At 74.1% G+C, this 23311-nt stretch carries 22 protein-coding genes; 13 read left to right on the plus strand and 9 right to left on the minus strand.

The features are described 5' to 3' along the window. The first annotated feature begins 24 nt into the window (after positions 1–24). The gene (locus Ani05nite_RS08735) at positions 25–834 is read left to right on the plus strand and encodes an SDR family oxidoreductase (RefSeq protein WP_203766662.1); all 810 of its coding nucleotides are present in this window, start codon (positions 25–27) and stop codon (positions 832–834) included. A 1395-nt stretch (positions 835–2229) separates the two neighbouring features. Here the strand turns inward: Ani05nite_RS08735 and Ani05nite_RS08740 are convergent. Together Ani05nite_RS08740 and Ani05nite_RS08745 are read right to left on the minus strand one after the other, a co-directional pair. After that, positions 2230–2910 (minus strand): HAD family hydrolase, encoded by a 681-nt coding sequence (locus tag Ani05nite_RS08740; RefSeq protein ID WP_203766663.1) that lies wholly within the window; start codon positions 2908–2910, stop codon positions 2230–2232. 38 nt (positions 2911–2948) lie between these two features. Further along, positions 2949–5087 (minus strand): ATP-binding SpoIIE family protein phosphatase, encoded by a 2139-nt coding sequence (locus Ani05nite_RS08745; RefSeq protein ID WP_203766664.1) that lies wholly within the window; start codon positions 5085–5087, stop codon positions 2949–2951. A 191-nt stretch (positions 5088–5278) separates the two neighbouring features. Here Ani05nite_RS08745 and Ani05nite_RS08750 point away from each other — a divergent pair, with 191 nt between their 5' ends. Beyond that, on the plus strand, positions 5279–6208 hold the full coding sequence (locus tag Ani05nite_RS08750; RefSeq protein WP_203766665.1) for a cellulose binding domain-containing protein: 930 nt from the start codon (positions 5279–5281) through the stop codon (positions 6206–6208). A 105-nt stretch (positions 6209–6313) separates the two neighbouring features. After that, positions 6314–8002, plus strand: coding sequence for a mechanosensitive ion channel family protein (locus Ani05nite_RS42340; RefSeq protein ID WP_203766666.1), 1689 nt, complete (start codon positions 6314–6316; stop codon positions 8000–8002). A gap of 83 nt (positions 8003–8085) precedes the next feature. Here Ani05nite_RS42340 and Ani05nite_RS08760 read toward each other — a convergent pair whose 3' ends face one another. Then, positions 8086–8433, minus strand: coding sequence for a DUF6401 family natural product biosynthesis protein (locus tag Ani05nite_RS08760; RefSeq protein WP_203766667.1), 348 nt, complete (start codon positions 8431–8433; stop codon positions 8086–8088). 115 nt (positions 8434–8548) lie between these two features. Between Ani05nite_RS08760 and Ani05nite_RS08765 the strand changes: the two genes are divergently transcribed. Further along, positions 8549–8974: a hypothetical protein gene (locus tag Ani05nite_RS08765; protein ID WP_203766669.1), complete on the plus strand. Its 426-nt coding sequence runs from the start codon at positions 8549–8551 to the stop codon at positions 8972–8974. 79 nt (positions 8975–9053) lie between these two features. Here Ani05nite_RS08765 and Ani05nite_RS08770 read toward each other — a convergent pair whose 3' ends face one another. Then, entirely contained in the window at positions 9054–9251 is a 198-nt protein-coding gene (locus Ani05nite_RS08770; RefSeq protein ID WP_203766671.1) for a hypothetical protein, read from the minus strand. Positions 9252–9366: 115 nt separating this feature from the next. On the opposite strand from Ani05nite_RS08770, the gene Ani05nite_RS08775 reads away from it, so the two are divergent. Next, positions 9367–10077, plus strand: a complete 711-nt coding sequence (locus tag Ani05nite_RS08775; protein WP_239129515.1) for a toast rack family protein — start codon at positions 9367–9369, stop codon at positions 10075–10077. Between the two features lie 149 nt (positions 10078–10226). Here Ani05nite_RS08775 and Ani05nite_RS08780 read toward each other — a convergent pair whose 3' ends face one another. From Ani05nite_RS08780 to Ani05nite_RS08790, 3 genes are all read right to left on the minus strand, one after another. Further along, positions 10227–10466, minus strand: coding sequence for a hypothetical protein (locus tag Ani05nite_RS08780; protein ID WP_203766673.1), 240 nt, complete (start codon positions 10464–10466; stop codon positions 10227–10229). Between the two features lie 75 nt (positions 10467–10541). Continuing rightward, positions 10542–11003, minus strand: coding sequence for an SRPBCC family protein (locus Ani05nite_RS08785; RefSeq protein WP_203766674.1), 462 nt, complete (start codon positions 11001–11003; stop codon positions 10542–10544). 74 nt (positions 11004–11077) lie between these two features. Continuing rightward, positions 11078–12061, minus strand: coding sequence for a YihY/virulence factor BrkB family protein (locus Ani05nite_RS08790; protein ID WP_203766675.1), 984 nt, complete (start codon positions 12059–12061; stop codon positions 11078–11080). 106 nt (positions 12062–12167) lie between these two features. On the opposite strand from Ani05nite_RS08790, the gene Ani05nite_RS08795 reads away from it, so the two are divergent. Beyond that, on the plus strand, positions 12168–13757 hold the full coding sequence (locus tag Ani05nite_RS08795) for a phytoene desaturase family protein (protein WP_203766676.1): 1590 nt from the start codon (positions 12168–12170) through the stop codon (positions 13755–13757). 4 nt (positions 13758–13761) lie between these two features. Here the strand turns inward: Ani05nite_RS08795 and Ani05nite_RS08800 are convergent, their stop codons facing one another. Together Ani05nite_RS08800 and Ani05nite_RS08805 are read right to left on the minus strand one after the other, a co-directional pair. Further along, entirely contained in the window at positions 13762–14769 is a 1008-nt protein-coding gene (locus Ani05nite_RS08800) for an SDR family oxidoreductase (RefSeq protein ID WP_203766677.1), read from the minus strand. Continuing rightward, the gene (locus Ani05nite_RS08805) at positions 14766–15221 is read right to left on the minus strand and encodes an SRPBCC family protein (protein ID WP_203766678.1); all 456 of its coding nucleotides are present in this window, start codon (positions 15219–15221) and stop codon (positions 14766–14768) included. The genes Ani05nite_RS08800 and Ani05nite_RS08805 overlap by 4 nt, the downstream gene beginning before the upstream one ends. 118 nt (positions 15222–15339) lie before the next feature. Between Ani05nite_RS08805 and Ani05nite_RS08810 the strand changes: the two genes are divergently transcribed. The 7 genes from Ani05nite_RS08810 to Ani05nite_RS08840 all read left to right on the plus strand — a co-directional run bounded on the left by Ani05nite_RS08810 (position 15340) and on the right by Ani05nite_RS08840 (position 23308). After that, positions 15340–16545: a glycosyltransferase gene (locus tag Ani05nite_RS08810; RefSeq protein WP_203766680.1), complete on the plus strand. Its 1206-nt coding sequence runs from the start codon at positions 15340–15342 to the stop codon at positions 16543–16545. A gap of 81 nt (positions 16546–16626) precedes the next feature. Next, on the plus strand, positions 16627–17538 hold the full coding sequence (locus tag Ani05nite_RS08815; protein ID WP_203766682.1) for an ABC transporter ATP-binding protein: 912 nt from the start codon (positions 16627–16629) through the stop codon (positions 17536–17538). After that, entirely contained in the window at positions 17538–18278 is a 741-nt protein-coding gene (locus Ani05nite_RS08820; RefSeq protein ID WP_203766684.1) for an ABC transporter permease, read from the plus strand. The genes Ani05nite_RS08815 and Ani05nite_RS08820 overlap by 1 nt, the downstream gene beginning before the upstream one ends. Before the next feature lie 8 nt (positions 18279–18286). Continuing rightward, entirely contained in the window at positions 18287–19555 is a 1269-nt protein-coding gene (locus Ani05nite_RS08825) for a sensor histidine kinase (protein ID WP_239129520.1), read from the plus strand. Further along, complete coding sequence (locus Ani05nite_RS08830) at positions 19552–20175, plus strand: response regulator (protein ID WP_203766685.1); 624 nt, start codon at positions 19552–19554, stop codon at positions 20173–20175. The genes Ani05nite_RS08825 and Ani05nite_RS08830 overlap by 4 nt, the downstream gene beginning before the upstream one ends. A 228-nt stretch (positions 20176–20403) precedes the next feature. Further along, entirely contained in the window at positions 20404–22209 is a 1806-nt protein-coding gene (locus Ani05nite_RS08835; protein ID WP_203766686.1) for a hypothetical protein, read from the plus strand. Beyond that, positions 22193–23308: a hypothetical protein gene (locus Ani05nite_RS08840; RefSeq protein ID WP_203766687.1), complete on the plus strand. Its 1116-nt coding sequence runs from the start codon at positions 22193–22195 to the stop codon at positions 23306–23308. Before Ani05nite_RS08835 ends, Ani05nite_RS08840 begins: the two co-directional genes overlap by 17 nt. Positions 23309–23311: the final 3 nt, after the last annotated feature.

The following is a 23311-nucleotide window of genomic DNA, read 5'->3' on the forward strand; positions in this document are numbered from 1 at the left end:
GGCCCGGCGGGGTACGCGGCGCCCATGAACGTCCAGGACATCAACCATCCCCGGGTCGCGGTGGTGACCGGCTCCGAATCCGGCATCGGCCGCGCGATCGCGGTCGCCCTCGCCGCCGACGGCTACGACGTGGGCATCACCCGCTACCGCGACGACGAACACGCCCGACGCACCGCCGACGAGGTCCGCCGGGCCGGGCGCCGCGCCGAGATCCGCGACCTCGACCTGACCCGGCTGCCGGCGGCGGCCGACGTCATCGACGAACTCGCCGACGCCCTCGGCGGCCTCGGCGTGCTGGTGAACTGCGCCGGCGCCGGCACATCCACCCCGGTGCTGGAAACCGGCTGGGACGAATGGCGCCGAGTGCTCGCCGTGGACCTGGACGGCCCCTTCCTCTGCGCCCAGCGCGCCGCCCGCCGCATGGTCGCCACCGGCCGCGGCGGCCGCATCATCAACATCACCAGCGTGCACGAGACGGCGCCGCGGGTCGGTGCGGGCGCCTACTGCGCGGCCAAGGGCGGGCTCGGGATGCTGACCCGGGTCATGGCCCAGGAGCTGGGGGAGCACGGCATCACGGTCAACGCGGTGGCGCCCGGGGAGATCGCGACCCCGATGACCGGCCAGGAGGACGTGGACCCGGCCGGCGTCGAGCGGCCCGGCGTGCCGTTGGGGCGGCCGGGGGACGCGCGGGAGGTGGCGGCGGTGGTGGCTTTTCTGGCCGGGGCTGGTGGGAGCTATGTGACTGGGGCTTCTTGGCCGGTGGATGGGGGGATGTTGATGATGGGGCCGCAGGCAGGTTCGCATCTGACGGGGGATGAGTGGCGGCGGCCGTAGGGGATTTGGGGGCGTTTAGATCGGGGTGCCGGGTGCCGGGTGCCGGGTGCCGGGTGCCGGGTGCCGGGGTGCCGGGGTGCCGGGGTGCCGGGGTGCCGGGGTGCCGGGGCGCCGGGGCGCCGGGGTGGATGTTGTTGCGGTGAAGCCTGAAGGGCGGCCGGCCCTCATCAAGATGGATTAGTGCGGACTGGCGGCCGGTGCCGGCCGGTGGATGTTGTGGCGGTGGAGCGCGGCGACTGGCGTGTTTTCACCAAGATCGGATGGTGGCTGGCCGCGGCGTTGGCGGGTGGATGTTGTGGTGGTGGAGCCCGGGAACCGGCGTGTTCACCAGAATCGGGGTGGTGGTGGCTGCCGTGGGGTTGGGCTATCGGATGTTGTGGCGGTGAGGCCTGAATGATGGCGGCCCCTCACCAAGGTCGGTGTGGTGGTGGCTGGCCGCGGCGCTGGGCTAACGAATGTTGTGGCGGCGGGAGCCGCCGACAGGCGCGTATGCAGCAAGATCGAGTGGTGGTCGTGGGCCGCTGCGGCATTGGCGGGCGGACGTTGTTGCGGTGGAGCCTGAAAGATGGCTGCCTCTCATCAAGATCGATGAGTAGGTGTGGTTGGCGGTGGGTGCTGGCCGGTGGATGTTGTGGCGGTGGAGCGCCAGAACCGGCGTGTTTTCACCAAGATCGGGTGGCGCTGGCTCGCCGCTGCGCTGGTGATCGGATGTTGTGGCGGTGGGGCCGGAAAGATGGCTGGCCCTCATCAAGATTGGGCGGTGGTGGCTCGCCGCGGCGTGGGTCACCGGATGTTGTGGCGGTAAGGGCCGCCAGCGGGCGGGTCTTCAACAAGATCGGGTGGCGGTCGTGGCTCGCGGCGGCCTCGGCGGATGGATGTTGTGGCGGTGGAGCCCGAAAGACGGCCGCCCCTCGCCAAGATCGGTTACGGGTGGTTGGCGGCTGGTGCTGACCGGTGGATGTTGTGGCGGTGGACCCCGGGACCCGGCGGGTGTTCACCAAGATCGGGACAGTGGTGGCTGACGGCGGCGCTGGGCTATCGGATGTTGTGGCGGTCAGGCCGGAAAGATGGCTGCCCTTCACCCAAGATCGGGCAGTGGTGGCTCGCCACGGCGGTGGTCACCGGATGTGGTGGCTCATCAAGATCCGCCCAGGCGGAGAGGCGGAGAGGCGGAGAGGCGGAGAGGCGGAGAGGCGCAGAGGCGCAGAGGCGCAGAGGCGGAAAGGCGGAAGGCGGAAAGGCGGAAAGGCGGAGAGGCGGAAAGGCAGAAGGGCGGAAAGGCGGAGGCGGCCGCACGGACCGCGAGCCACCGGGAGACCTCCGAGCACAGCAGCGCCAAGCCGACCCCCGACCGCGCGCCCGGCCACAGCGGCCCCCCACCGTCGAGGCCGGCCCTCAGGCCGAGCCAGTCAGCTTGGCGATCGCCGAGCTCTCCAGATCCCGTAACAGCTCCGCCGGATCCCGGTAGGTCGCGATCGCCCCCGCCTCCAGCAGCTCCGCCGCGCTCGTCCCGCCGCAGGCCAGCCCGATGCACGGGATGTCCAGCTTCGCCGCCGCCTTGACGTCCCACACGGCGTCGCCCACGAAGACGCACTGCCGGGGGTCCACGCCCGACTGGGCCAGCGCCGCCTCCAGGATGTCCGGGGCGGGTTTGCTCTGCTCGGCGTCCGACGACGAGGTCGCCGCCGTGATCGCCGCCTCGGCGTCGATGATCTTGCGCAGGATGCCCAGTTCGCGCTCCTTGGCCGAGGAGGCCAGCACCACGGCGAGGCCCCGGTCGGCGCAGGCTCGCAGGAGGTCGCCGGCGCCGGGCAGCGGGCGCAGCCGTTCCCACCAGGCGCCGTAGAGCACGTCGTGGGCCGTGGTCAGGTCGTCGTCGGCGTCCTTGTCGCGGTCGTCGCCGAGGAGGTGGTCGAGGATCTTGTCGGAGCCCATGCCGATGCCGCGGTGGATCTCGGCCATCGGCACGTCGTGGTCGAACTGCCGCAGCGCCTCCCACCATGCCACCGCGTGCAGGTAGGTGGTGTCGACGAGGGTGCCGTCGACGTCGAACAGCACTCCGGGTTGTCCAGTCATACAGGGCGAATACCCCGTGCCGGGGCGGCAAACTCGGTTCAGCGGGGCGGGATGAGCATTTCGAACCAGACCGTGGAGCCGCGCACCGTCGGATCCGTGCCCCAGGTGTCGCTCAGCTCCTCGATCAGGCCCAGGCCCCGGCCGCGGCTGCTCAGCGCGTCCGTCCGGGCCCGGGTCACGCTGCCGCGCGTACCCGTGTCGGCCACCGACACCAGCAGGCGCTCCGCGCTCAGGTCGATGTGCACCTGGGCCGGGGTGCCGGCGTGCAGCAGGGCGTTGGTGGTCAGCTCGCTGGTGCACAGGATCGCCGCGCCGATCACCGGCTCGGGCACCGACCACTCGCGCAGCCGGGTCGACATCCACTGGCGGACCCGGCTCGGGCCGGTCGGCTCGGCCGGCACCAGCATGGTGGCCGAGCGGCTGAGCGTCACCGCCCGTTCCACGGCGAGCACCGCCACGTCGTCGTCGGTGCTGCCGGACACGGCCGCGGTGGCCAGCGAGCACAGGTTGCGCGGGTCGCCGCTGGTGGCGCCGGCCGCCGCGGCCACCAGGTCGGCCAGGCCGGCGCTCAGCGGGCGGTCCCGGCGCTCCACCACGCCGTCGCTGAACAGCAGGATCGAGTCGCCCGGCTCCAGCCGTACGACCGTGGTGCGCCAGCGCCCGCCCAGGCCCAGCGGCGCGCCCGGCGGCACCCGGACCAGCTCGGCCGTGGCCGGGCCGCTCTGTGGGCCGGCGCGGCGCAGCACCGGTGGCGGGTGCCCGGCGCTGGCCAGGGTGATCGTGCCGTCGGCGGGGTCGAGCACGCCGTACACCACGGTCACGAAGATCTCCTCGTTGCGCGACTCCGCGCCCAGCGAGCCGACCAGCCGGTCCAGCCCCGCCAGCACCGCGCCGGGCGCCGGGTCGGTGAGGGCCAGCGCCCGCAGCGCGGCCCGGACCTGCCCCATCACGGCGGCGGCCCGTACGTCGTGACCGGCCACGTCGCCCAGCACCATGGCCAGGCGCCCGTCGTTCAGCTCGAACGCGTCGTAGAAGTCGCCGCCCGCCGCGTTGCCGTCCACGCCGACGTCGTACCGCGCGGCGATGCGGAACCGGTCGAGCTCGGGCAGGTGCTCGGGGAGCATGCTGCGCTGCAACAGCTGGGCCGTGCCGTGCTGCGCCTCGAAGCGGCGGGCCCGCTCGGCGGCCTGGGCCACCAGCTCGGCCGCCGCGTACAGCAGGGCGCGCTCGGCCGGCAGCCAATTGTGCGCGGTGCGGTAGCCCATGGTCAGGGCGCCGCGCAGCAGGGGCGTGCGCAGCGGCATGGCGGCCAGCGCGCGGACCCGGCGCTCGTGGCGATCCGTGGCGATCTTGGCCAGCGGGCTGCCGTCGGCCTGGAACGTCGGCCGGCCGGTCTGCGCGGCCGTCACGATCGGGGCGGCCGGGTCGGGGCCGATCCTCTTCCACAGCGGCGGCAGGCGCTCGTCGGCCTCGTCCATCATCTCGCCGCGGATGCGCCGCACGTAGCGGAACTCCGCGCCGTCGTCGACCGCGAAGACGCAGTGGTCGACGTCGAACGACGTCATCGCGTAGGCCAGGACGACGCGGGCGACGTCGTCGATGGTCAGCGCCGACGCCAGCCGCGCGGTGAGGTCGCCGAGGCTCTGCAGCCGGCGGGTCACCTGGGTGGTCTCGGCGGCGACGGTCAGCACGCCCACGACCGCGCCCTGCAGGTCGCGGATCACCGAGTGGCCGCGGGTGAACGAGGCCTGCTCGACGTGGCCCGCGCCGCCGCGGGCGACGGCCACCTGCGTTTCGGCCTCCAGGAACGGCTGGCCGGTGCGGTAGACGTCGGCGATGACCCCGCCGACGCCGGGGGTGTGCCAGAGTTCGCCGAAGACCTCGGCGGCGGGCCGGCCCAGCGCCGCCGGGTGCCGGGCCCCGAGCACTTCCGCGTACGCGTCGTTGTAGACCAGCACGTGGTCGTCGCCGTACGCCAGCACCATCGGCACCGGCGAGGCAAGCAACATCTCCACCGTCGCGCGGAGCGCCGGATCCCACGCCCCGTCCGGACCCAGCGAGGTCTCCGCCCACGCGAACCCGCGCACGAGCTCGGCACAGTCGAGGGCGCGCTCCGGCGGCACGCCGGTCTGATCGGGCAGCGTGGTCATCGCGAGAGAGCTCCCCATGCCGACCATGAGATGAGCGTAGCCCGCCTCCGCCGTTCGGACGATGGGGGCACCATACGGACGTCCGATTATGCCCGGTACGCCTGGACGAAGCCGGTGTGCCGCCCGTGACCCGTTCCCGCGTGATCTCACCGTGCGTAGTCCGGCCGTACCGGAATCGGTCGTGGCTCTGCTGATCTTGGCAAGCCTATATTCCCGCGGTGAGGAGAAACCCGCCGCCCGAGCCCCGCCGCGGCGTCCTGGGATACGCCGCTGAGCTGCAGCAATTCGATCCCGTGCCGGCATACGTCTACGACCTGGCGGCGCCGGAGCCGGCGCCCGCGCCGTGGACCGCGCCCACGGCGCCCGGAAGCACCCGGTCACTGACGCCGACGGCCGCGGCGCCGGCTGTGTCGCACATTCGACAGCGCCCGCGGCGGCCGGGACGGGCCATGATGATCGCCGGCGCGGCCGTGGTGATCCTGGCCGGCGCCGGTCTCGGGTACGCCGGCCTCGGCCACCCGTCCGGCGGGGCCCGGGCCCAGGCGCCGCGCCTCGCGGTCTCCGCCCTCCCCACCGAGGACGCGCCGGTGCTCGACCCCGGGCTGCTCGGCGCCGAGCCGGTCGCCGGCCGCACCACCGGGCCGGCCCCGACGAGCACCGGCGCGGCGGGCTCCGGAACGGGCCGCCCGGCCCGCTCGCGGCCGGGGAGCGGGAAGTCGCCGAGCCGGCCGGGGCCGCCCGTTCCGCCGGTCGCGCAGCCGGGCGACCGGGCGACGCCGCCGGCGCCCGGCCCGGCGACCACCGAACCGGTCGTCGCGCCGGCCCCGCCGCTGCCGCTGACGGCGGTTCTCCGCCACGCCGAGGAGGCCGCCGCGGACGGTTTCCTGGGGTACGCCGCGACGATCCGCCTCGAGAACCCCGGCTCCCGCGAGGTGACCGCCTGGCGGGTCACGCTGACCGTGCCGGGCGGCAACCCGGTGACCGCGTCCGGGGCGTCGGTCGGTCAGGACGGCGAGACGGTGACGTTCACGCCGCTGCCCGGCGCGACCGTGCCGGCCGGCGGGGCGGTCACGTTCTCGTTCGAGGTGGCGGGCCTGCTGGCGGCGCTGCCCGGCGGCTGCACGGTCGACGGCGCGCCCTGCTCCTGAAAATCGCCGCCCCGGCCCGGTTCTCTTCTGCGCCCCGGCGCCGGGCGACTTAAGGTCGGCGCAGGCCGCATTGACAGCGGCCGCTCCAGCGGCGAAGGAGAACAGATGAGCGGCGCCGACCTGAGCGATGCGCTGAGCGACATGTGGCGTTCCGTGTTGTTGTTCGTGCCGACGGCGCTGGCGTTCCTGGCCATCCTGCTCATCGGCTACGTGCTGGCCCGGCTGGTGCGCACGGTGGTGGCCAAGACCCTGCGCCGGATCGGCTTCGACCGGGCCGTCGAGCGCGGCGCCATCGGCCGGGCCCTGGGCGGCCGGGCCGAGCCCAGCGACCTGTGCGCCAAGATCGCTTTCTACGCGGTGCTGCTCTTCGCGCTCCAGCTGGCCTTCGGCATCTGGGGCCCGAACGCGGTCAGCGACCTGCTCACCGCGCTGATCGGCTGGCTGCCCCGGGCGTTCGTGGCCATCGTCATCATCGTGGTCGCCGCGGCGATCGGCGGCGCCGCCCGGGACCTGATCGGCAGCGCCCTCGGCGGGCTGGCCTACGGGCGGGTGCTGGCCCGGGCCACGTACTGGCTGATCGTCGCGCTGGGGGTCATCGCGGCGCTGGACCAGGTGCAGATCGCCACGGCGGTCACCCAGCCGGTGCTGGTCGCGGTGCTGGCGACCGTGGCCGGGGTGCTGATCGTCGGCGTGGGCGGCGGGCTGATCCAGCCGATGCAGCGGCGCTGGGAGGTCTGGCTGGATCGGGCCGGCACCGAGTCGGCCGCCATCCGCGAGCACGCCCGCAGCTACGCCGACGAGCGGGCCCGGCTGGCGGCCGAGCAGAAGGCGGCCGAGGAGGAAGCCGCCCGCGCGGCGGCCGAGCGCAAGGCGGCCGAGGAACAGGCTGCCCGGGCCGCTGCGGAGCTGGCCGCCGAGCAGGCCCGAGCGGCGGAGCAGGCGCAGCGCGACCGGACGGCGCGGGCGGCGGCCGCCGCCGAGGCGGCCCGGGCCGAGGCGGAACGGGCGGCGCAGGAGGCGGAGCGGCAGCGGGCGCTGGAGGCCGCGGCCGCGGAGAAGACGCAGGTGATTCCGACGCAGCGGCCGTGGCCGGGCAGCGACGACCGGCCGCACGTGGTGCCGGGCTTCGACGACCGGGGCGCGGACACCGCCGAGACGACGGCGTGGCTGCGGCGGGAAGGCGCCGCGGCGACCCCGGCGGACGACGATTCCGTCGGCGTGGAACGTCCCGGCGGGCGGCGGGGAGACGACTCCGGCGGCGCGGAGCCGTCCGGAGACCGGACGGGCGACGATGTCGCCGCCGGAGGCGAGGTGGGCGTCGGCGCGGTTGCCGCAAGCGGCCCGGAATCCGACGACGCTGCGGCGGGCAGCCCGGACGGAGAGGCCACCCTCGCCGTCCGGAGCGGGGACATCCCCGACGATCAGGGGACCGGCGACACCACTGCCGGTGCCGAGCCGGCTGACGACGCCGGCTCGCGCCGCCGTACGGGGGCGGTATCGGCGACGGCCCTCCCGGATGATGACGCTTCGACCGGCACCGGAAAGGAAGCCGACGCGGAGGCACGGACCGGCGCCGACGCGGCCACCCCGCCCGTACGGTCCGCCGACGACGACCCGGAGCGCACGGCCGACGTCACGGCGCCGGAGACCGGCCCGGCGCCGCCCGACCCCGACAGCACGGTGACGATCACCCCGAGCGACCGCCGGCCGTCCCTGCCCCAGCAGGGTGGCGCCGCGGAGGGGGAGAAGACCCAGGTCATCCGCGTACGCCGGGACGACGGGCCCGCGTCCTGACGGCCCGGCCGACATGACGGGGGGCCGGCGCCGGATGTCCGGCGCCGGCCCCGATACGGTCGGCGTGGCCTGTCAGCGGAGGGTCAGGGCAGGGTACGGATGAGCGAGCACACCGCCAGCAGGCGGTTGAGCACCCAGTCGTTCGCGGTCCAGTCGATCGCTCCGGCCGGCGCCCGCCAGCCGTGCTTGAACGCCGCGTCGCGGACACCCTCGGCGTACGCCGCCAGGATGATCGCCGTGAGCGGGCGGGTGTCGGTCGACAGGCTGTCGCGGACACCCGCGCTGTGCTGGTCGACGGCGGCGAGCAGCCCCGGGGACTGCGCCGCGGCGGCGAGGCCGGTGACGCCGACGGACGCCATCAACTCCTCGAGGCTGGCGTGGGCGGAACGCAGGGCAGCGCGGGCGGCAGCGCCGCTGAACAGGCCATTCATAAGTAAGAAAGCTAGAGAGCCCCGGGTAGCCAACGGTGTCCGTGATCGGTGCAGCTCGGTTGAACTCGCGCCGGTGGGGAACTGCGGGGGCCGGACCCGAGATGAGGAGACACCGATGGTGGACGGCCCCGACAGCGCGCACCGCCGGCCCGACGGCGTGGACGACGTCACGGTGGAGGCGCTGGGCAGGCTCAGCGAGGCCCTGGAGACCGTCGAGCGGGTGCGCGGGCACCTGTACTCCCTGCACCAGCTCGTCGGGGAGGCCGATTTCAAGCTCGACGAGGCGGTGTCGCTGTTCGTCCAGGCCGGCCAGCCCAAGATCGCCGAGCGGATCGCGCAGGAGCTGATCGGCCGCAACGTCGTGCCGGGGCACTGGACGTTCCAGCTCGTGGAGGAGTTCGACGACGGCTACTACGCCGACTTCCGCGCGGTGGAGAAGGACGCGCGCGACGAACTGGCCGGCGGGCGGCGCCACCTCTACGAGGCCGAGCTGAAGGAACGCCGGCGGACCCGGGGACGGGAAGGTCACGAGGCCCGCTGAGCCCGCGCGGGTCGGCGGAAGGCGTCCGTGGTGGGCCGGGGGCGGCGCTGCCCCCGGTGTCGAGGGGATCGAACCCGGGTCAGTCCGCCGTCGGGCGGCGCCGTTGGGTGTCGTCGGCGATGATCACAGCGGCAACGAGGAGAGCGACCACCACGGCGAAGAGCCAGGAGGCGTCGTCGATGAGCTGGGCGGCGGCAGGAGCCTGGAACGCGGCGAGCAGGAAACCCACCCACGCGAGGCGGCGCTGACGCTCGGACAGAAAACCGGCTGAACGCATCCGGATATTGTTGCCCGATTTGGGTGCTTCACCGTCACCCTTTCGGCCGATTCCTGGTTGTCCGTTGGTGCCCACTGCGCAGCGTCATCGTCGCTCCACGAGCGGTACGCGATCGGTGTTGTCGCTGCTCGCGGCCGTGATCGTGGTGCTGTCCGCGGCCGGCTGCGGTCCCGTGACGACGCTCGGCGGCCGGCAGGCTCCGCCGGGTGACGGTCCACAGGAGCACGTGCTGGCCGGCGCGCTGCACGGCCGGACCGCCGCCTTCCTGATCGTCCGGGACGCCGCGTCGCGGGTCGACGTGCGCCTGGCCGACCTGCCGGGCCTGCTCTACCGGATCAGCACGCCGGCCGACTCGGGCCTGGCGCCGGCGGTCACCGGCGCCCCGGGCCGGGTCCGCCTCGGCCTGCGCCCGACCGGCGGCGACGGCCCGGACACCGTGGAGATCCTGCTGAACCGGGCGGTGCGCTGGGACATCCGGCTCCCGGCGGGCGCCGGCGAGCAGCACCTGGACCTGGCCGCGGGCCGGCTGAGCCGGTTGGAGCTCGGCTCGGGGACCGGCCTGGTCAGCCTGCGGCTGCCGCCGCCGCGGGGCACGGTGCCGATCCTCGTGGCCGGCGGCGTGGGCGAGGTGGCGGTGGCGATGCCCCCGGGTACGCCCCTGCGCCTGCACCTGCGCGGCGGCGCGGGCCTGGTCGCGGTGCCCTGGGCCGGGCGGGCCCGCGCGGGGACGGGCGCGATCCTGGCCCCGGCGGGCTGGCGCACGGAGAAGGACCGCTACGCCCTCATGATCGCCGCGGAGGTGGGCAGCATCACCGTCTGGGGCTGACCGGGCGGCGGAGGCCCCCCGGGGCACGACCACCGCGGGGTTCGCCCGGCCATCGGGTCCTCCGCTGCGCCTGGGGACCCGGGGACGCGTACGGAAAAAAACGACCGCGACCAGGCACCTGGTCGCGGTCGTGACCGAGCACGGAGCGCCTAGTGCGGCCCGCCGCGGCCGGTGGTGCTGGGGCGGTTCTCGCGGTCCGGGTCCGTCAGGCCCGGCCCGCCCTCGGTCGACACCTGGGCGTCGTGCCCGAAGGCCTGCTCCTCGCCGGCGTCGTTGTCGGTCGGGTCGCCCTGCCCGTCGGTGTCCCAGCTGGCCATCGCCTCGCTGAGGTCCTTGACGGAGAGCTTCTCCTCGTCACGCCACACGCCGTCGTCCCTGCGGTCTGTCATGACACCTGGCGTACCCCGGCGTCCGGACAGCGAAACGGCCGCCGGGTGACCGGCGGCCGTCGGGTGCTGGGTCGGTCAGGCGCCCGGGCGGTCCACCTGGCCGCGCCACGCGCCGGACTCGACGCCGCGGCTCTCGATGTACTCCTTGAAGCGCTTCATGTCGCCCTTGACCTGGCGGTCGAGGAAGCCGAGCTTGTCGCCGGCGGTCTCCGCCACGCCCTGCGGCTCGAAGTCCATCTGGCAGGTGACGCGGGTCTTGTTGTCGTCCAGCCGGTGGAAGGTCACGACGCCGGCCTGCTTGGAGCCCTCGATCGAGGTCCACGCGACCCGCTCGTCCGGGAGCTGCTCGGTGATCTTGGCGTCGAACTCCCGCTTGACCCCGTCGATGTTGGTCTTCCAGTGCGTGGTGGTGGCGTCGAGCTGCCGGATCTCCTCGACCCCGCCCATGAAGCGAGGGAACTCCTCGAACTGGGTCCACTGGTTGTACGCGGTGGTCACAGGGACGTTGACGTCAACGGACTCGGTGACTGTACTCACGGTGATTCCCCTTCGTTGTTTGTTGCCCCGCCTTGCTGTGGTGCTGTTTTCAGACGTGCCCGGGCCCCGGCGGGCTAAACCGCGTCGTCCGGGCCGTCGTCGTCGGCTTTCTCACGCGGCGGCAGCGGCGGGTCCGGGTCCTCGTTGCCGGCCTGCAGCTGCCGGCCCCGCTGCACCTCTGCGTTGATCTCGACGCCCAGCATGAGGGCGGAGTTGGACAGGTAGATCCAGACCAGGAAGGCGATGACGGCGCCGAGGCTGCCGTAGGTCTTGTCGTACGAGCCGAAGTTGGCCACGTACAGGCCGAAGCCGAACGAGGCCAGCGCCCAGGCCAGCAGGGCCACGACGCCGCCGAGGGTGAGCCAGCGGAACCGGGGCTGCTTGACGTTGGGCGCGATCCAGAACAGCAGTGACAGCAGCAGCATCAGGATGAGCACCAACACCGGCCAGCGGCCGATCGAGTACGTCAGCTTCGCGGCGTCCCCGGCGTGCACGGCGTTGCCGACCGCGTCGACCAGCGGGCCGCTGATCACCAGCGCGGCCGCCACCACCGCCATCAGCACGAGAGCGATCGCGCTCAGGCCGATCTGCAGCGGGCGCAGCTTCCACCACGGACGCCCCTCGCGGACGCCGTAGATCCGGTTGGACGCGCGGGTGAACACGCCGATGTAGTTCGACGCCGACCACAGCGCGCCGAGCAGGCCGAAGCTGAGCAGCACCTTCGCGGAGCTCTGCTGCACGATGACCGCGTCGAGCAGGTCGGTGAAGCTCTTCTCGGCCACCACCGACCCAGCGCCCAGGTCCTTGAGGATGCCGATGACCGTGTCGACCGCCGTCCGGCCGTCGGTCACCAGGTTGACCAAGGCCACCACGACGATCCCGACCGGGAAGATGGCCAGCACGGCGTTGTAGGTCAGGGCGGCGGCGAGGTCGCCGCAGTCGTCGTCGAGGAAGCCGTTGACGCTGCGCCACAGCACCCCCCGCCAGGTCGACCAGCGCAGCTGGCGGAAGCCCGTGGGCAGCGGGTTGGTCCCGGTACGCGCCGTGGCGGCTGTCATGATGCGGCTCCTCGTCCGTCACGCCGTGCACTCGGGGCACTACCCGGCGGGGGTTTGCGACAAACTCGGCGGGGTAGGCCGAGCGCAACGAGAGGCGGCGGGTGACGTGGAACGAGCGGACGCGATAGTCATCGGGGCGGGACACAACGGGCTGGTGGCGGCGAACCTGCTGGCCGACGCCGGCTGGAGTGTCGAGGTGCTGGAGGCGACGCCGAACCCCGGCGGCGCGGTGCGCTCGGGCTACGTGACGGCGCCGGGCTACCTGAGCGATCTGTTCAGCTCCTTCTACCCGCTGGGCTACGCCTCGCCGGTGATGCGCGGCCTCGAGCTGGGCGAGCACGGCCTGAGCTGGACCAACGCCCCCGACGTGCTGACCCACCTGCTGCCCGACGGGCGGGCGGCCACCGTCAACCGCGACCTCGAGACCACCATGGCCTCGATGGAACAGTTCGCCCCGGGCGACGGGGAGCGCTGGCGGCACGCGTACGACGACTGGCGCGACGTCTCCCAGCAGATGCTCGGCGTGCTGTTCACCCCGTTCCCGCCGGTGCGGGCCGGGCTGGAGCTGGCCCGGGAGCTGAAGGTCGGCGGCGCGCTGCGCCTGGCCCGCCGGCTCGTGCTGTCGGTGCGGGAGCTGGGCGCCGAGCTGTTCGAGGGCGAGGGCGCGCAGCTCGCGCTGGCCGGCTGCGCCCTGCACACGGACCTGTCGCCGGAGGAGGCGGGCGGCGGCGTCTACGGCTGGCTGCTGGCCATGCTCGGCCAGGAGTACGGCTGGCCGGTCCCGGTCGGCGGCGCCCAGCAGATCACCTCGGCGCTGGTCGCCCGCCTGGAGTCGCGCGGCGGCCGGATCACCTACGACACCCCGGTGACCCGCATCCTGGTCGCGCGGGGCAAGGCGATGGGGGTGCGCACGGCCGACGGCCGCAACTGGCGGGCCAGGCGGGCGGTGCTGGCCGACGTCCCGGCCCCCGCGCTGTACCTGGACATGGTGGGCGAGCGGTGGCTGCCCGGGCGCTTCCGGGAGGACCTGGAGTTCTTCCGCTGGGACGGCGCCACCGTCAAGGTCGACTGGGCGGTCAACGGCAAGATCCCGTGGAAGAACCCGGCGGCGGCCGGCTCGGGCACGGTCCACCTGGGCGCGGACCTCAACGGGCTGACCCGGTACGCCGCCCACCTCGCCGTCGACGAGATGCCGCCGGACCCGTTCCTGCTGCTGGGGCAGATGACCACCGCGGACCCCTCGCACTCGCCGGAGGGCACCGAGTCGGTGTGGGCGTACACCCACCTGCCGCACCGCCGGCACTGGGCGGCCGACGACATCGCCGCGCACGTGCAGCGCATGGAGGCGGTGCTGGAGGAGCACGCGCCCGGCTTCGGCCGGATGGTCGTGGGCCGCAATGTGTTCTCCCCGGCCGACCTCGAGCGGGAGGACCCGTCCCTGGTCGGCGGGGCCCTGGGCGGCGGCACGGCGGCGGCGTTCCAGCAGCTGTTCCTGCGCCCGATCCCCGGGCTGGGCCGCCCGGACACCCCGGTGGACCGGCTGTTCCTGGCCAGCGCGTCGGCCCATCCGGGCGGTGGGGTGCACGGGGCGCCGGGGGCGAACGCGGCCCGGGCCGCGCTGGCCCGGGACCGCATGCTCACCGGCCGGCTCTACGAGGCCGCGATCGCCTCGGCCCACCGGGCGATCTACCGCTGACCCGTCAGCGGCGGCGCAGCAGAGTCGTCGCCGCCGCCGCGGCCAGCCCGGCCCCGACGACCCCGGTGACCAGCGGCTTGTGCATCGCCGCCCAGAGCGCGAAGGAGCTGGTGCGGGACTGGTCGTCGAAGACGCCGTGGGCGCCGTGGTCGCGGTCCTCGTCGGCCGGCTTGTCGACGTTGTCCTGCCAGGTCGCCGGGTCGATCGGCTCGGCGGTCTGCTGGCCCTGGTAGCCCTGCTGGTCCCGGGCCAGGTACCGGTCCAGCAGGCCGGGGGCGACGATGTTGCCGAGCCGGGTCTTCAGCGTCGGGCCCCCGACGTTGATCTCCCGCTTGCCGTGGTCGGCCACCCAGAGCACCGCCCGGGCCACCACCTCCGGCTGGTAGATCGGCGGCACCGGCTGCGGGTGCCGGGGCAGCCGGGTGCGCACCCAGGAGAACTGCGGCGTGTTGACCGCCGGCAGCTGCACCATCGACAGCTTGACCCGGTTGCCGTCGTGCAGCAGCTCGGCCCGCAGCGAGTCGTTGAAGCCCTGGATGGCGTGCTTGGTGGCGCAGTACGGGGCCTGCAGCGGGATGCCCCGGTAGGCCAGCGCGGAGCCGACCTGCACGATCGCCCCGTGCCCGGCCGGCCGCATGTGCCTCAGGGCGGCCAGGGTGCCGTGCACGGTGCCGAGGAAGTTGACCTCGGTGACCCGGCGGTACTCGGCCGGGGTGATCTCCCACGCGGGGGCGAACACCGAGACCATGGCGTCGTTGATCCAGACGTCGATGCCGCCCCAGGTCCGCGCGACCTCGTCGGCGACGTCCTGCACCGCGTCGGCGTCGGCCACGTCGACCTGGAACGTGCGCACGTCGGCGGCGCCGGCCGCCCGCGCCTCCAGCGAGGCGCCCTCCAGCCCGGCGCGGCCGCGGGCGATCAGGGCGAGCTTGGCGCCGCGGGCCGCGTACGCCGCGGTGACCGCCCGCCCGACGCCGGCGCTGGCCCCGGTGATGACCACGACCTGGCTCATCGGCGGACCTCCTTGGGGGTGGAACGCAGCACGATGTCGGTGAGCCGGCGCAGCGACTCGATGTTGCGCCGGTGCAGCACGAGGTCGTTGAGCTTGTTGCGAACGAACAGCAGGGGCCCGGCCTCGAAGTCCTCCTTCATGGTGATCCGGGTGCCGCCGGCGGTCAGCGGGTCCAGGATGATCTCCACGACGGCCGAGCCGAGCGGCCAGAGCCCGGCGCGCAGCTTCAGCGACCGGTTCGGCACGACGGCCAGGACCGTCGAGCTGTCGTGCAGCGACAACGGCCACGGACCGGCCTTGTGGTGCAGCTGGGCACCCACCTGGGGCCAGTGCTCGTCCACGTCCCGGATGTGCACCGTGCCCACGACCCAGTCGCTGTAGGTCCACCCGTCCGCCAGGACGGCGAAGATCTGCTCCGGAGAGGCCTGAACGGTACGCTTCACAATAGCCACGAGGCACACGTACCCGGCCCCGGGATGTTTACGCTTGTGGGTGTCGGGCATGTCTCGCCGGGTATCACAGCCTCAACTCCGGTCTTTCTCCGGGACTCAAGCTGTTGGAGGAGACCCCGTGCGCATCGCGATGATTTCCGAGCACGCGAGTCCGCTCACCACCCGGGACACCACCGGGGTGCAGCACCGGCACGTGGCCGAGCTGTCGGCCGCGCTGGCCGAGCTGGGCCACGAGGTACGCGTCTACACCCGCCGCGACGACCCGCACCTGCCCGCCATGGTGCGGATGAGCGAGGGCGTGTCCGTCGTGCACGTGCCGGCGGGCCCGGCCCTGCACCTGCCGCCCGAGCAGCTGCTGTCGCACATGGGCGATTTCGCCCAGTGGCTGCGCACCGAGTGGCGCGACACCGACTGGCTGCCCGAGGTGGCCCACGCCCACTTCTGGACCAGCGGCCTGGCCGCGGTCACCGCCGCCCGGCAGGTCGGCATCCCGGTCGTGCAGTCGTTCCACGAGCTCGGCGCCTTCGTCGAGTCGGCCGAGGGCGGTCCGTCGCGGGCCGGCTACGAGCGGGCCCTGGGCCGGGCGGTCGACCGGGTCGTCGCCCAGACCCAGAACGAGGCCCGCGGGCTGGTGCGCATCGGCGTGCCGCGCACCCAGCTGACCGTGGTGCCCGCCGGCGTCGACAGCGAGCGGTTCACCCCGGACGGCCCGGCGGTCGACCGCGACCCCGAACGTCCCCGCATCCTGTCCGTCGGCCGGCTGGTCGAGCGCAAGGGCTACGGCGACGTCATCCAGGCCATGCGCTACCTGCCCGGCGCCGAGTACGTCGTGGTCGGCGGCCCGTCGGCGGCCCAGCTGGCCGCGGACCCGCAGGCCAGGAAGCTGCGCGCGCTGGCCGAGCACTACCAGGTGGCCGACCGGGTGCGGCTGGTCGGCGGGGTGCCCAGCGCCGACATGCCGCGCTGGTACCGCTCGGCCGACCTGCTGGTCGCCGCGCCCTGGCAGGAGCAGTTCGAGCTGGCCCCGCTGGAGGCGATGGCCTGCGGCGTGCCGGTGATCGGCACCTCCGTCGGCGGGATCAACGAGACCGTCGTGGACGGCCTGACCGGCGACCTGGTCCCGGCCCGCGACCCGCGGGCGCTGGGCGGGGCGTTGCGCCGGCTGGTCAACGACAAGGTACGGCGCTTCGCGTACGCGACGGCGGCGCTGGACCGGGCCCGGCAGGCGTACTCGTGGAAGCGCGTCGCCGCCCAGGTCGGCTCGGTGTACGCGGCGGTCTCCGGCCGCAAGTCCAGCGAGACCGGCGCCGAGGCGACGGTGTAGGCGCGGGTCCACCGATCGGTTGACCGGTGGACTCGCGAGCTGGTCGATTCGCCGCCCGGCGTCGGTTGCGACGCTGGGCCCATGACCGTTATCACCGTCGACCACCTCCAGAAACGCTACGGCGACACCGTGGCCGTCCGGGATGTGTCGTTCACCGTCGAGCGCGGTGAGATCTTCGGCGTCCTGGGTCCCAACGGCGCCGGCAAGACCACCACCGTCGAGTCCATCGCCGGGCTGCGCACGCCGGACGGCGGCACGATCTCCGTGCTGGACCGCGATCCCCGCGACCCGCAGCTGCGCCGGCTGGTCGGCGTGCAGCTGCAGGAGAGCCGGCTCGCCGAGAAGATGACCGCCGGCGAGGCCCTGGCGCTGTACTCCGCGTTCTATCCCGAGCCGGCCGACTGGCGCCGCCTGGCCGACGAGCTCGGCCTGGGCGGCACGCTGACGACCCGCTACGGCAAGCTCTCCGGCGGGCAGAAGCAGCGCCTTTCCATCGCGCTGGCGCTGATCGGCAACCCGGCCATCGCCATCCTGGACGAGCTCACCACCGGCCTGGACCCGCAGGCCCGGCGGGACACCTGGGAGCTGGTCGAGTCCGTCCGCGACCGCGGGGTCACGGTGCTGCTGGTCACGCACTTCATGGAGGAGGCCGAGCGGCTCTGCGACCGGGTCGCCCTGATCGACGCCGGCGCGGTCGTGGCCCTGGACACCCCCGGCGGGCTGGTCGCCCGGGTCTCGGCGGAGCAGCGGATCCGCTTCCGGCCGTCCGTGCCGCTGGACGACGGCGTGCTCACCGGCCTGGCCGAGGTCCGCGAGGTCCGCCGGCACGGCACCCAGATCGAGGTGATCGGCGAGGGCAACGTGCTGCACGCCGTCACGGCGGCCCTGGCCGTCCACCGGATCATCGCCAACGAGCTGCGCGTCGAGCAGGCCACCCTGGACGACGCGTTCGTCCGGCTGACCGGGCGCGCCATCACGGGGGAGCAGTCCTGATGCGCGTCTTCGCCGAACTGACCCGGTCCGAGTTCCGGCTGCTGCGGCGCGAACCGATGCAGCTCTTCTGGATCTTCGTCTTCCCGTCGCTGCTGGTGGTCATCCTCGGTTGCGTGCCACCGTTCCGGGAGCCCAACCCCGACCTCGGCGGCCGCCGCGTCATCGACCTGTACGTGGCCATCGCGATCATCCTGACCCTGGCCTCGCTGGCGTTGCAGGTGGCGCCGATGGCGCTGGCCACGTACCGGGAGCGGGGGGTCCTGCGCCGGCTCGCCACCACCCCGGCCCGGCCCGGCGCGCTGCTCGGCGCCCAGCTGGTCATGAGCCTGCTGACCGCGATCGGCTCCGTGATCCTGCTGCTGCTGGTCGGCCGGCTGGCCTTCGGCGTGGCCCTGCCGCGGCAGGTCGCCGGTTTCGCGGTCGCCTTCCTGGCCACCGCCGGCGCCGCGTTCGCCCTCGGGTTGTTCGTCGCCGCGGTCGCCCCCGGCGGCAAGGCGGCCAACACCATCGGCACCCTGATCTTCTTCCCGTTGATGTTCTTCGCCGGGCTGTGGACCCCGCGCGAGGTGTTTCCCCAGGTCCTGCGCCGGATCGCCGACCTGACGCCGCTGGGCGCCGGCGAGCGGGCCCTGCAGGACGCGATGAGCGGGCAGTGGCCGGCCTGGGGATCGCTTACCGTGCTGGTGGCCTACATGCTGGTCTTCGGGCTGGCGGCGGCCAGACTGTTCCGCTGGGAGTGAGGAGCGCCGTGACGGACCTGGGCCGGTTGGAGAGGTCTCAGCGCCGGGCGGACCGGCGGATGCTGCTGATGCCGTACGCGGCCCTGGCCGGCTCGACCGTGCTGGTGGTCGTCACCGGGGACATCGGACTGCCGCGACAGGGGCTGCCGGTCACGTTCGGGGCCGTCGCGGCCACCACCGCCTGGCTGCTCTGGATGGTCACCCTGCACCCCGGCTGGGCGCAGCGCCCCCGCGTCATGGTCACGTACTTCCTGGGTCTGCTGGCGCTGATCGCCGTGCTGGTCTGGTGCCACCCGTTCTACGGGTTCTTCGCCTGGACCGGCTACCTGGCCGCGGCCGCCGCGCTGCGCGGCCGGTGGCGGCTGGCCGGCGCGGCGGGGGTGGCCTGCTGCACGGCCGTGTCGCAGGTCGGCGGCTTCGGCAACCTGGTCGCCGCCCGGCTCTGGCTGCCGTTCGCGAGCGTGCTGATGTTCAACGTCGGCATCGCGGTGGCGATGACCTTCCTGTCCACGATGAACGCCGACCACGCCGCCCGCCGGGCCGAGATGCTGCGCGAGCTCGCCGAGGCCAACGCCCGGCTGGCCGCGGCGCTGGCCGAGAACGCGGGCCTGCACGCCCAGCTGCTGGTGCAGGCCCGCGAGGCCGGCGTGCTGGACGAGCGCCAGCGGATGGCCGGCGAGATCCACGACGTGCTGGCCCAGGGCCTGACCGGCATCGTCACCCAGCTCGAGGCGGCCGACCAGGCGGCGGGCCGGGAGGGCGACCGGCGCCGGCACCTGGACACCGCGAAGCAGCTCGCTCGCGACAGCCTGACCGAGGCCCGCCGCTCGGTCCTGGCCCTGCGGCCGCAGCCGCTCGCGCGGGCAGCTCTGCCCGACGCCCTGGCCGAGGTCGTCGACGGCTGGTCGGCCCGGCACGGCGTGACCGCCGAGCTGATCACCACCGGCGCGGCCCGGCCGCTGCTGCCGGAGATCGACGCGACGCTGCTGCGGACCGCCCAGGAGGCACTGGCCAACGTGGCCCGGCACGCGCGGGCCGGCCGGGTCGCGCTGACCCTGTCCTACCTGGAGGACGTGGTGACGCTGGACGTCCGCGACGACGGCGCCGGCTTCGACCCGGCGGGGAGCCGCGCCGGGCCGGACGGCGGCTACGGCCTGACCGCCATGCGGCAGCGGGTGCAGCGCATCGCCGGCACCCTGGCGGTGGAGTCGGAACCGGGCGCCGGCACGGCGGTCTCGGCCTGCGTGCCGGCGCTGCCCGTGGCGGCCGCCGCATGATCGGGCTGGTGATCGTCGACGACCACCCGGTGGTCCGCGACGGGCTGCGCGGCATGTTCGCCGGCGACGCGCGTTTCCGGGTGCTGGGCGAGGCCGCCGACGGCCGTGAGGCGCTGGCGGTGGCCGGCGCGGTGCGGCCCGACGTGGTGCTGATGGACCTGCGGATGCCCGGCATGGACGGCGTGGCGGCCATCCGGGCGCTGCGCGAGCAGGGCTGCGCGGCCCGGGTGCTGGTGCTGACGACCTACGACACGGACAGCGACGTGCTCCCGGCGATCCGGGCGGGCGCCACCGGCTACCTGCTCAAGGACGTCCCGCGGGAGGAGTTGTTCCGCGCGGTGTCGGCGGCGCACCGCGGCGAGTCGGTCCTCGCCCCGTCGGTCGCCGGGCGGCTGCTGGGCGAGCTGCGGTCCCCGGGCCGCCAGGAGCTGAGCCAGCGCGAGCGGGAGGTGCTGGGCCTGATCGCCCAGGGCTGCAGCAACCGGGAGGCGGCCGGCCGCCTGTTCATCAGCGAGGCGACGGTGAAGACGCACCTTCTGCACGCCTACGCGAAGCTGGGCGTCCGCGACCGGGCGGCGGCCGTGGCGGCGGCGTACGCGCGGGGCCTGCTCGGCGGTTGACGGCCGGTCCGCGACCAAGTGCGGACTTGTCGAGGACGGCCGTTGTTCGTAGCTTCGCCCCGGAACCATCGACGTTGCTCTACCCGTGGGGAGGCCCGCGCCCGGACGACACCACCCGAACGGCCGGCCGCCACCGGTCGGCTCGGGTACAGGACGCTGCCTCGAGTCCCGCGATTCGCCGGCCGCCGCCGTGCCGGCCGCCGCCATTCCGAGTCCTGGGAGGATGTCGTGTCCGGATTGTCGATAAGGGGTAAGCCGATCGTCGGCGGCGCCCTGCTCACGTTGGCCGCGTCGGTCCTGGTGGCCGTGGTGGGCTCCGGGCAGGCCGAGTCGGCGCCCGCGAGCAAGCTGACCTCCTCCGTCAAGGGGTCCGACGGGCTGGTCTACAGCGTCACCAACCACCTCGTGCGCGGCTTCGCGCCCGGCGCCGAGGTGCACCACCGGCAGCGCAAGCAGTGGCTGCTCGTCTGGGCGGGCGACACGGGTGCGAACTCGACACCGGGATCCACGCAGGCCGCGGCGGCCCATCACGCCGCCGCGGGAACGCCGGCGGCCACCGACCCCGACTTCCTGGCCGTCATCGACGTGACCCGGGGCGCCCCGACCTACGGCAAGGTGGTCAACACCGTCACGTTCAGCCCGACCACGGGCAACGAGCCGCACCACATGCAGTACGTCTGGCACAAGGGCAACCGGATCTACGCCGGCGGCCTGTTCTCCGACACCACCTACGTGCTCGATCCGCGCAAGCTGCCGGCGCTGCGCCTGGTCGGGGTGACCACGCCGGTCGACACCCCGTGCGGCTCGGCCCCCGACGCCTACACCGTGCTGCGCGACGGCACCGCGTACGCCAGTTACATGGGCGGTCCGAACCTGCCCGGGCCCTGCACCTACACCAACGGCGAGGTGCGCGAGGGCAACGGCTACGCCGGTTCCCCCGGCGAGGTCGTCCGCCTCGACGCGCGCGGCCGGGTGCTGGCCGAGGCCCCGGCGACCTCGGCCACCCCCGAGCGGCCCGAGATCTGCCACAACATCCCGGCGCTGACCACGGCGACGTGCGCCAACCCGCACGGCGTCCAGGTGCGCGAGGACCTAAACATCATGGTCACCAGCGACCTGCTGGAGCCGCGCAACTACATCGACACCGACCCGTTCACGGTCGACCCGCTGACCGGGCGGATCACGGTGCGGACCTTCGACATCTCCGACCGGAACAATCCCCGGCTCAAGTCGGTGAGCTACCTGCCGTGGGGACCGCGCCAGGAGGAGTTCCTGGTCTTCAAGGAGAACCGGCTGCCGATGGAGAACACGGTGACGAACCTGCCGTCGCACCGCGGCGCGTTCGCCTCCACCATGCAGGGCGCCGCGATCTTCTACACGCCCGACATCACCGACCCCACCCCCGAGTGGCGGGAGATCTTCGACGACGAGACCGCCTACCGCTCGTTCCACCCCGACGGCCCGTTCGGCGGCGGCGACACCGGCAGCTGGCTGCAGGTCAGCCCGGACGACAAGTACCTCTTCCACGCGGTGACCGGGCACCAGCTCGGCGAGCTGGGCAAGATCCCCAGCGGCATGGTCTACGTCCTGGACATCCAGAAGCTGCTCGCCTCCGGCAACGATCCGAAGTGCAACATCGACCAGATCGAGGAGGGGCGCGTCGGCGGCTCCGAGCCGGACTGCCCGGCGCTGGTGGACGTAGTCCCGATCGCCGACGAGACCAGCGGCGGCCCGCACTGGGGCACGCTGGACCACTTCCGGGTGGGCCGCGACGGCAAGTACCACGAGACGACCGACGTCAAGCGGCTCGCCGTGTCCAACTACCTCTCGGCGCGGCTCGGCATGGACGGCGACCACCGGCTGTGCATGATCGACTTCGTCGGCCGGGACCTGTCGGTGGACGAGACCTTCCGCGACGAGCTGACCGGTCAGCCCTGCGTCGACTTCAAGCGGGAGAACTGGCCGCACGGCGCGACGGGCGGCGCCAACCCGCACGGCGTCCTGTTTGCGGTGGCGGATGCCGATATCCGCTGAGGCCGGGGCGCTGCCCTGGCTGCGCCGGGTGCCCGCGATGGTGGCCATGGTCCTCGTGGCCGCCGTCGCGTGGCACCTGCGCGGCTCCGACAGCGCCGACCCGCCCGTCCCGCAGCCGGCCGGGGTGCCGGTCGTCCGCCTGGCCGCCGCCGGTCAGCCGGTGCCGGTGCTGATCGTGCCCAACCGGCCGGGCCGCAACCTGGTGCACGTCGCGGCCCCCCAGGGGGTCTCGGTCGGCACCGACCGGGGGCGGCTCGCGACCGCCGCCGCCCGGCCGGGCGCGAGCGGGAGCTGGGCGGAGGTGCGGCTGCCGGCCGGCCCGAGTCGACTGTGGATCGCCCGGGGCGGGCACCTCGCCGCGCTGGAGATCGACACCGGGGCGGCGGCCACCACGGCGCCGGGACCGGACGGCGACGTCACCGGCCCGGACGGGCCGGAGTGCGCGAGCGCGGTCCTCGGCCGCCTGGCCGCCGGGACCACCACCCCCGTGACGTCCTGCCCGGCGAGCGCGCTCACCGCCGCCGACGCCGCGGCGCTGCACGGCACGATCCGCTTCCTGGCCCAGCGCGGCCAGCGGGCCATCTCGCTGGCGGCCGACGGCTCGCCGCGCTCGGTGGCCGCCGCCGCGCTGGTCCGGGCCGACAGCGCGGCGGCCGGGATCACCGTCGGCTCCGGGGGCCCGCTGGTGGTGGTCGCCGGCTGGGCCGCGGCCGACCGCGCGCTCACCGCCCGGGCCGGCGACCCCACCCGCGGCGCCGCCGGCGCCTACCTTGCGCCCTGGCTGCTGCACGCGCCCCTCCAGGAGGCCGCGATCGCGCAACTGGTGCCGCTCGGCTACTCACCGCGCGACCCGCTCCCGATGCAGTATCTGGCCGCCCTGCAGGGCCGGTTCCCGGACGAGCCGGCCAGCGCGAGCGGCTACGCGGCCTGGCGGCAGGCCCGCGGCCTGGGCCCGGAGGATCAGCCGCGGCTGTACGCCGCCGCCCGGCTCACCGTCCCCGGCGTGCCCGACGATCACGTCCACGGGGGCGGCTGGCTGCCGCACGGCACGATCACGCCGGTGACGGCGGTCCTCGACGGGACCCCGCCGGCGAGGTGACCG

The sequence above is a fragment of the Actinoplanes nipponensis genome (assembly GCF_016862275.1).
Lineage (GTDB): Bacteria > Actinomycetota > Actinomycetes > Mycobacteriales > Micromonosporaceae > Actinoplanes > Actinoplanes nipponensis.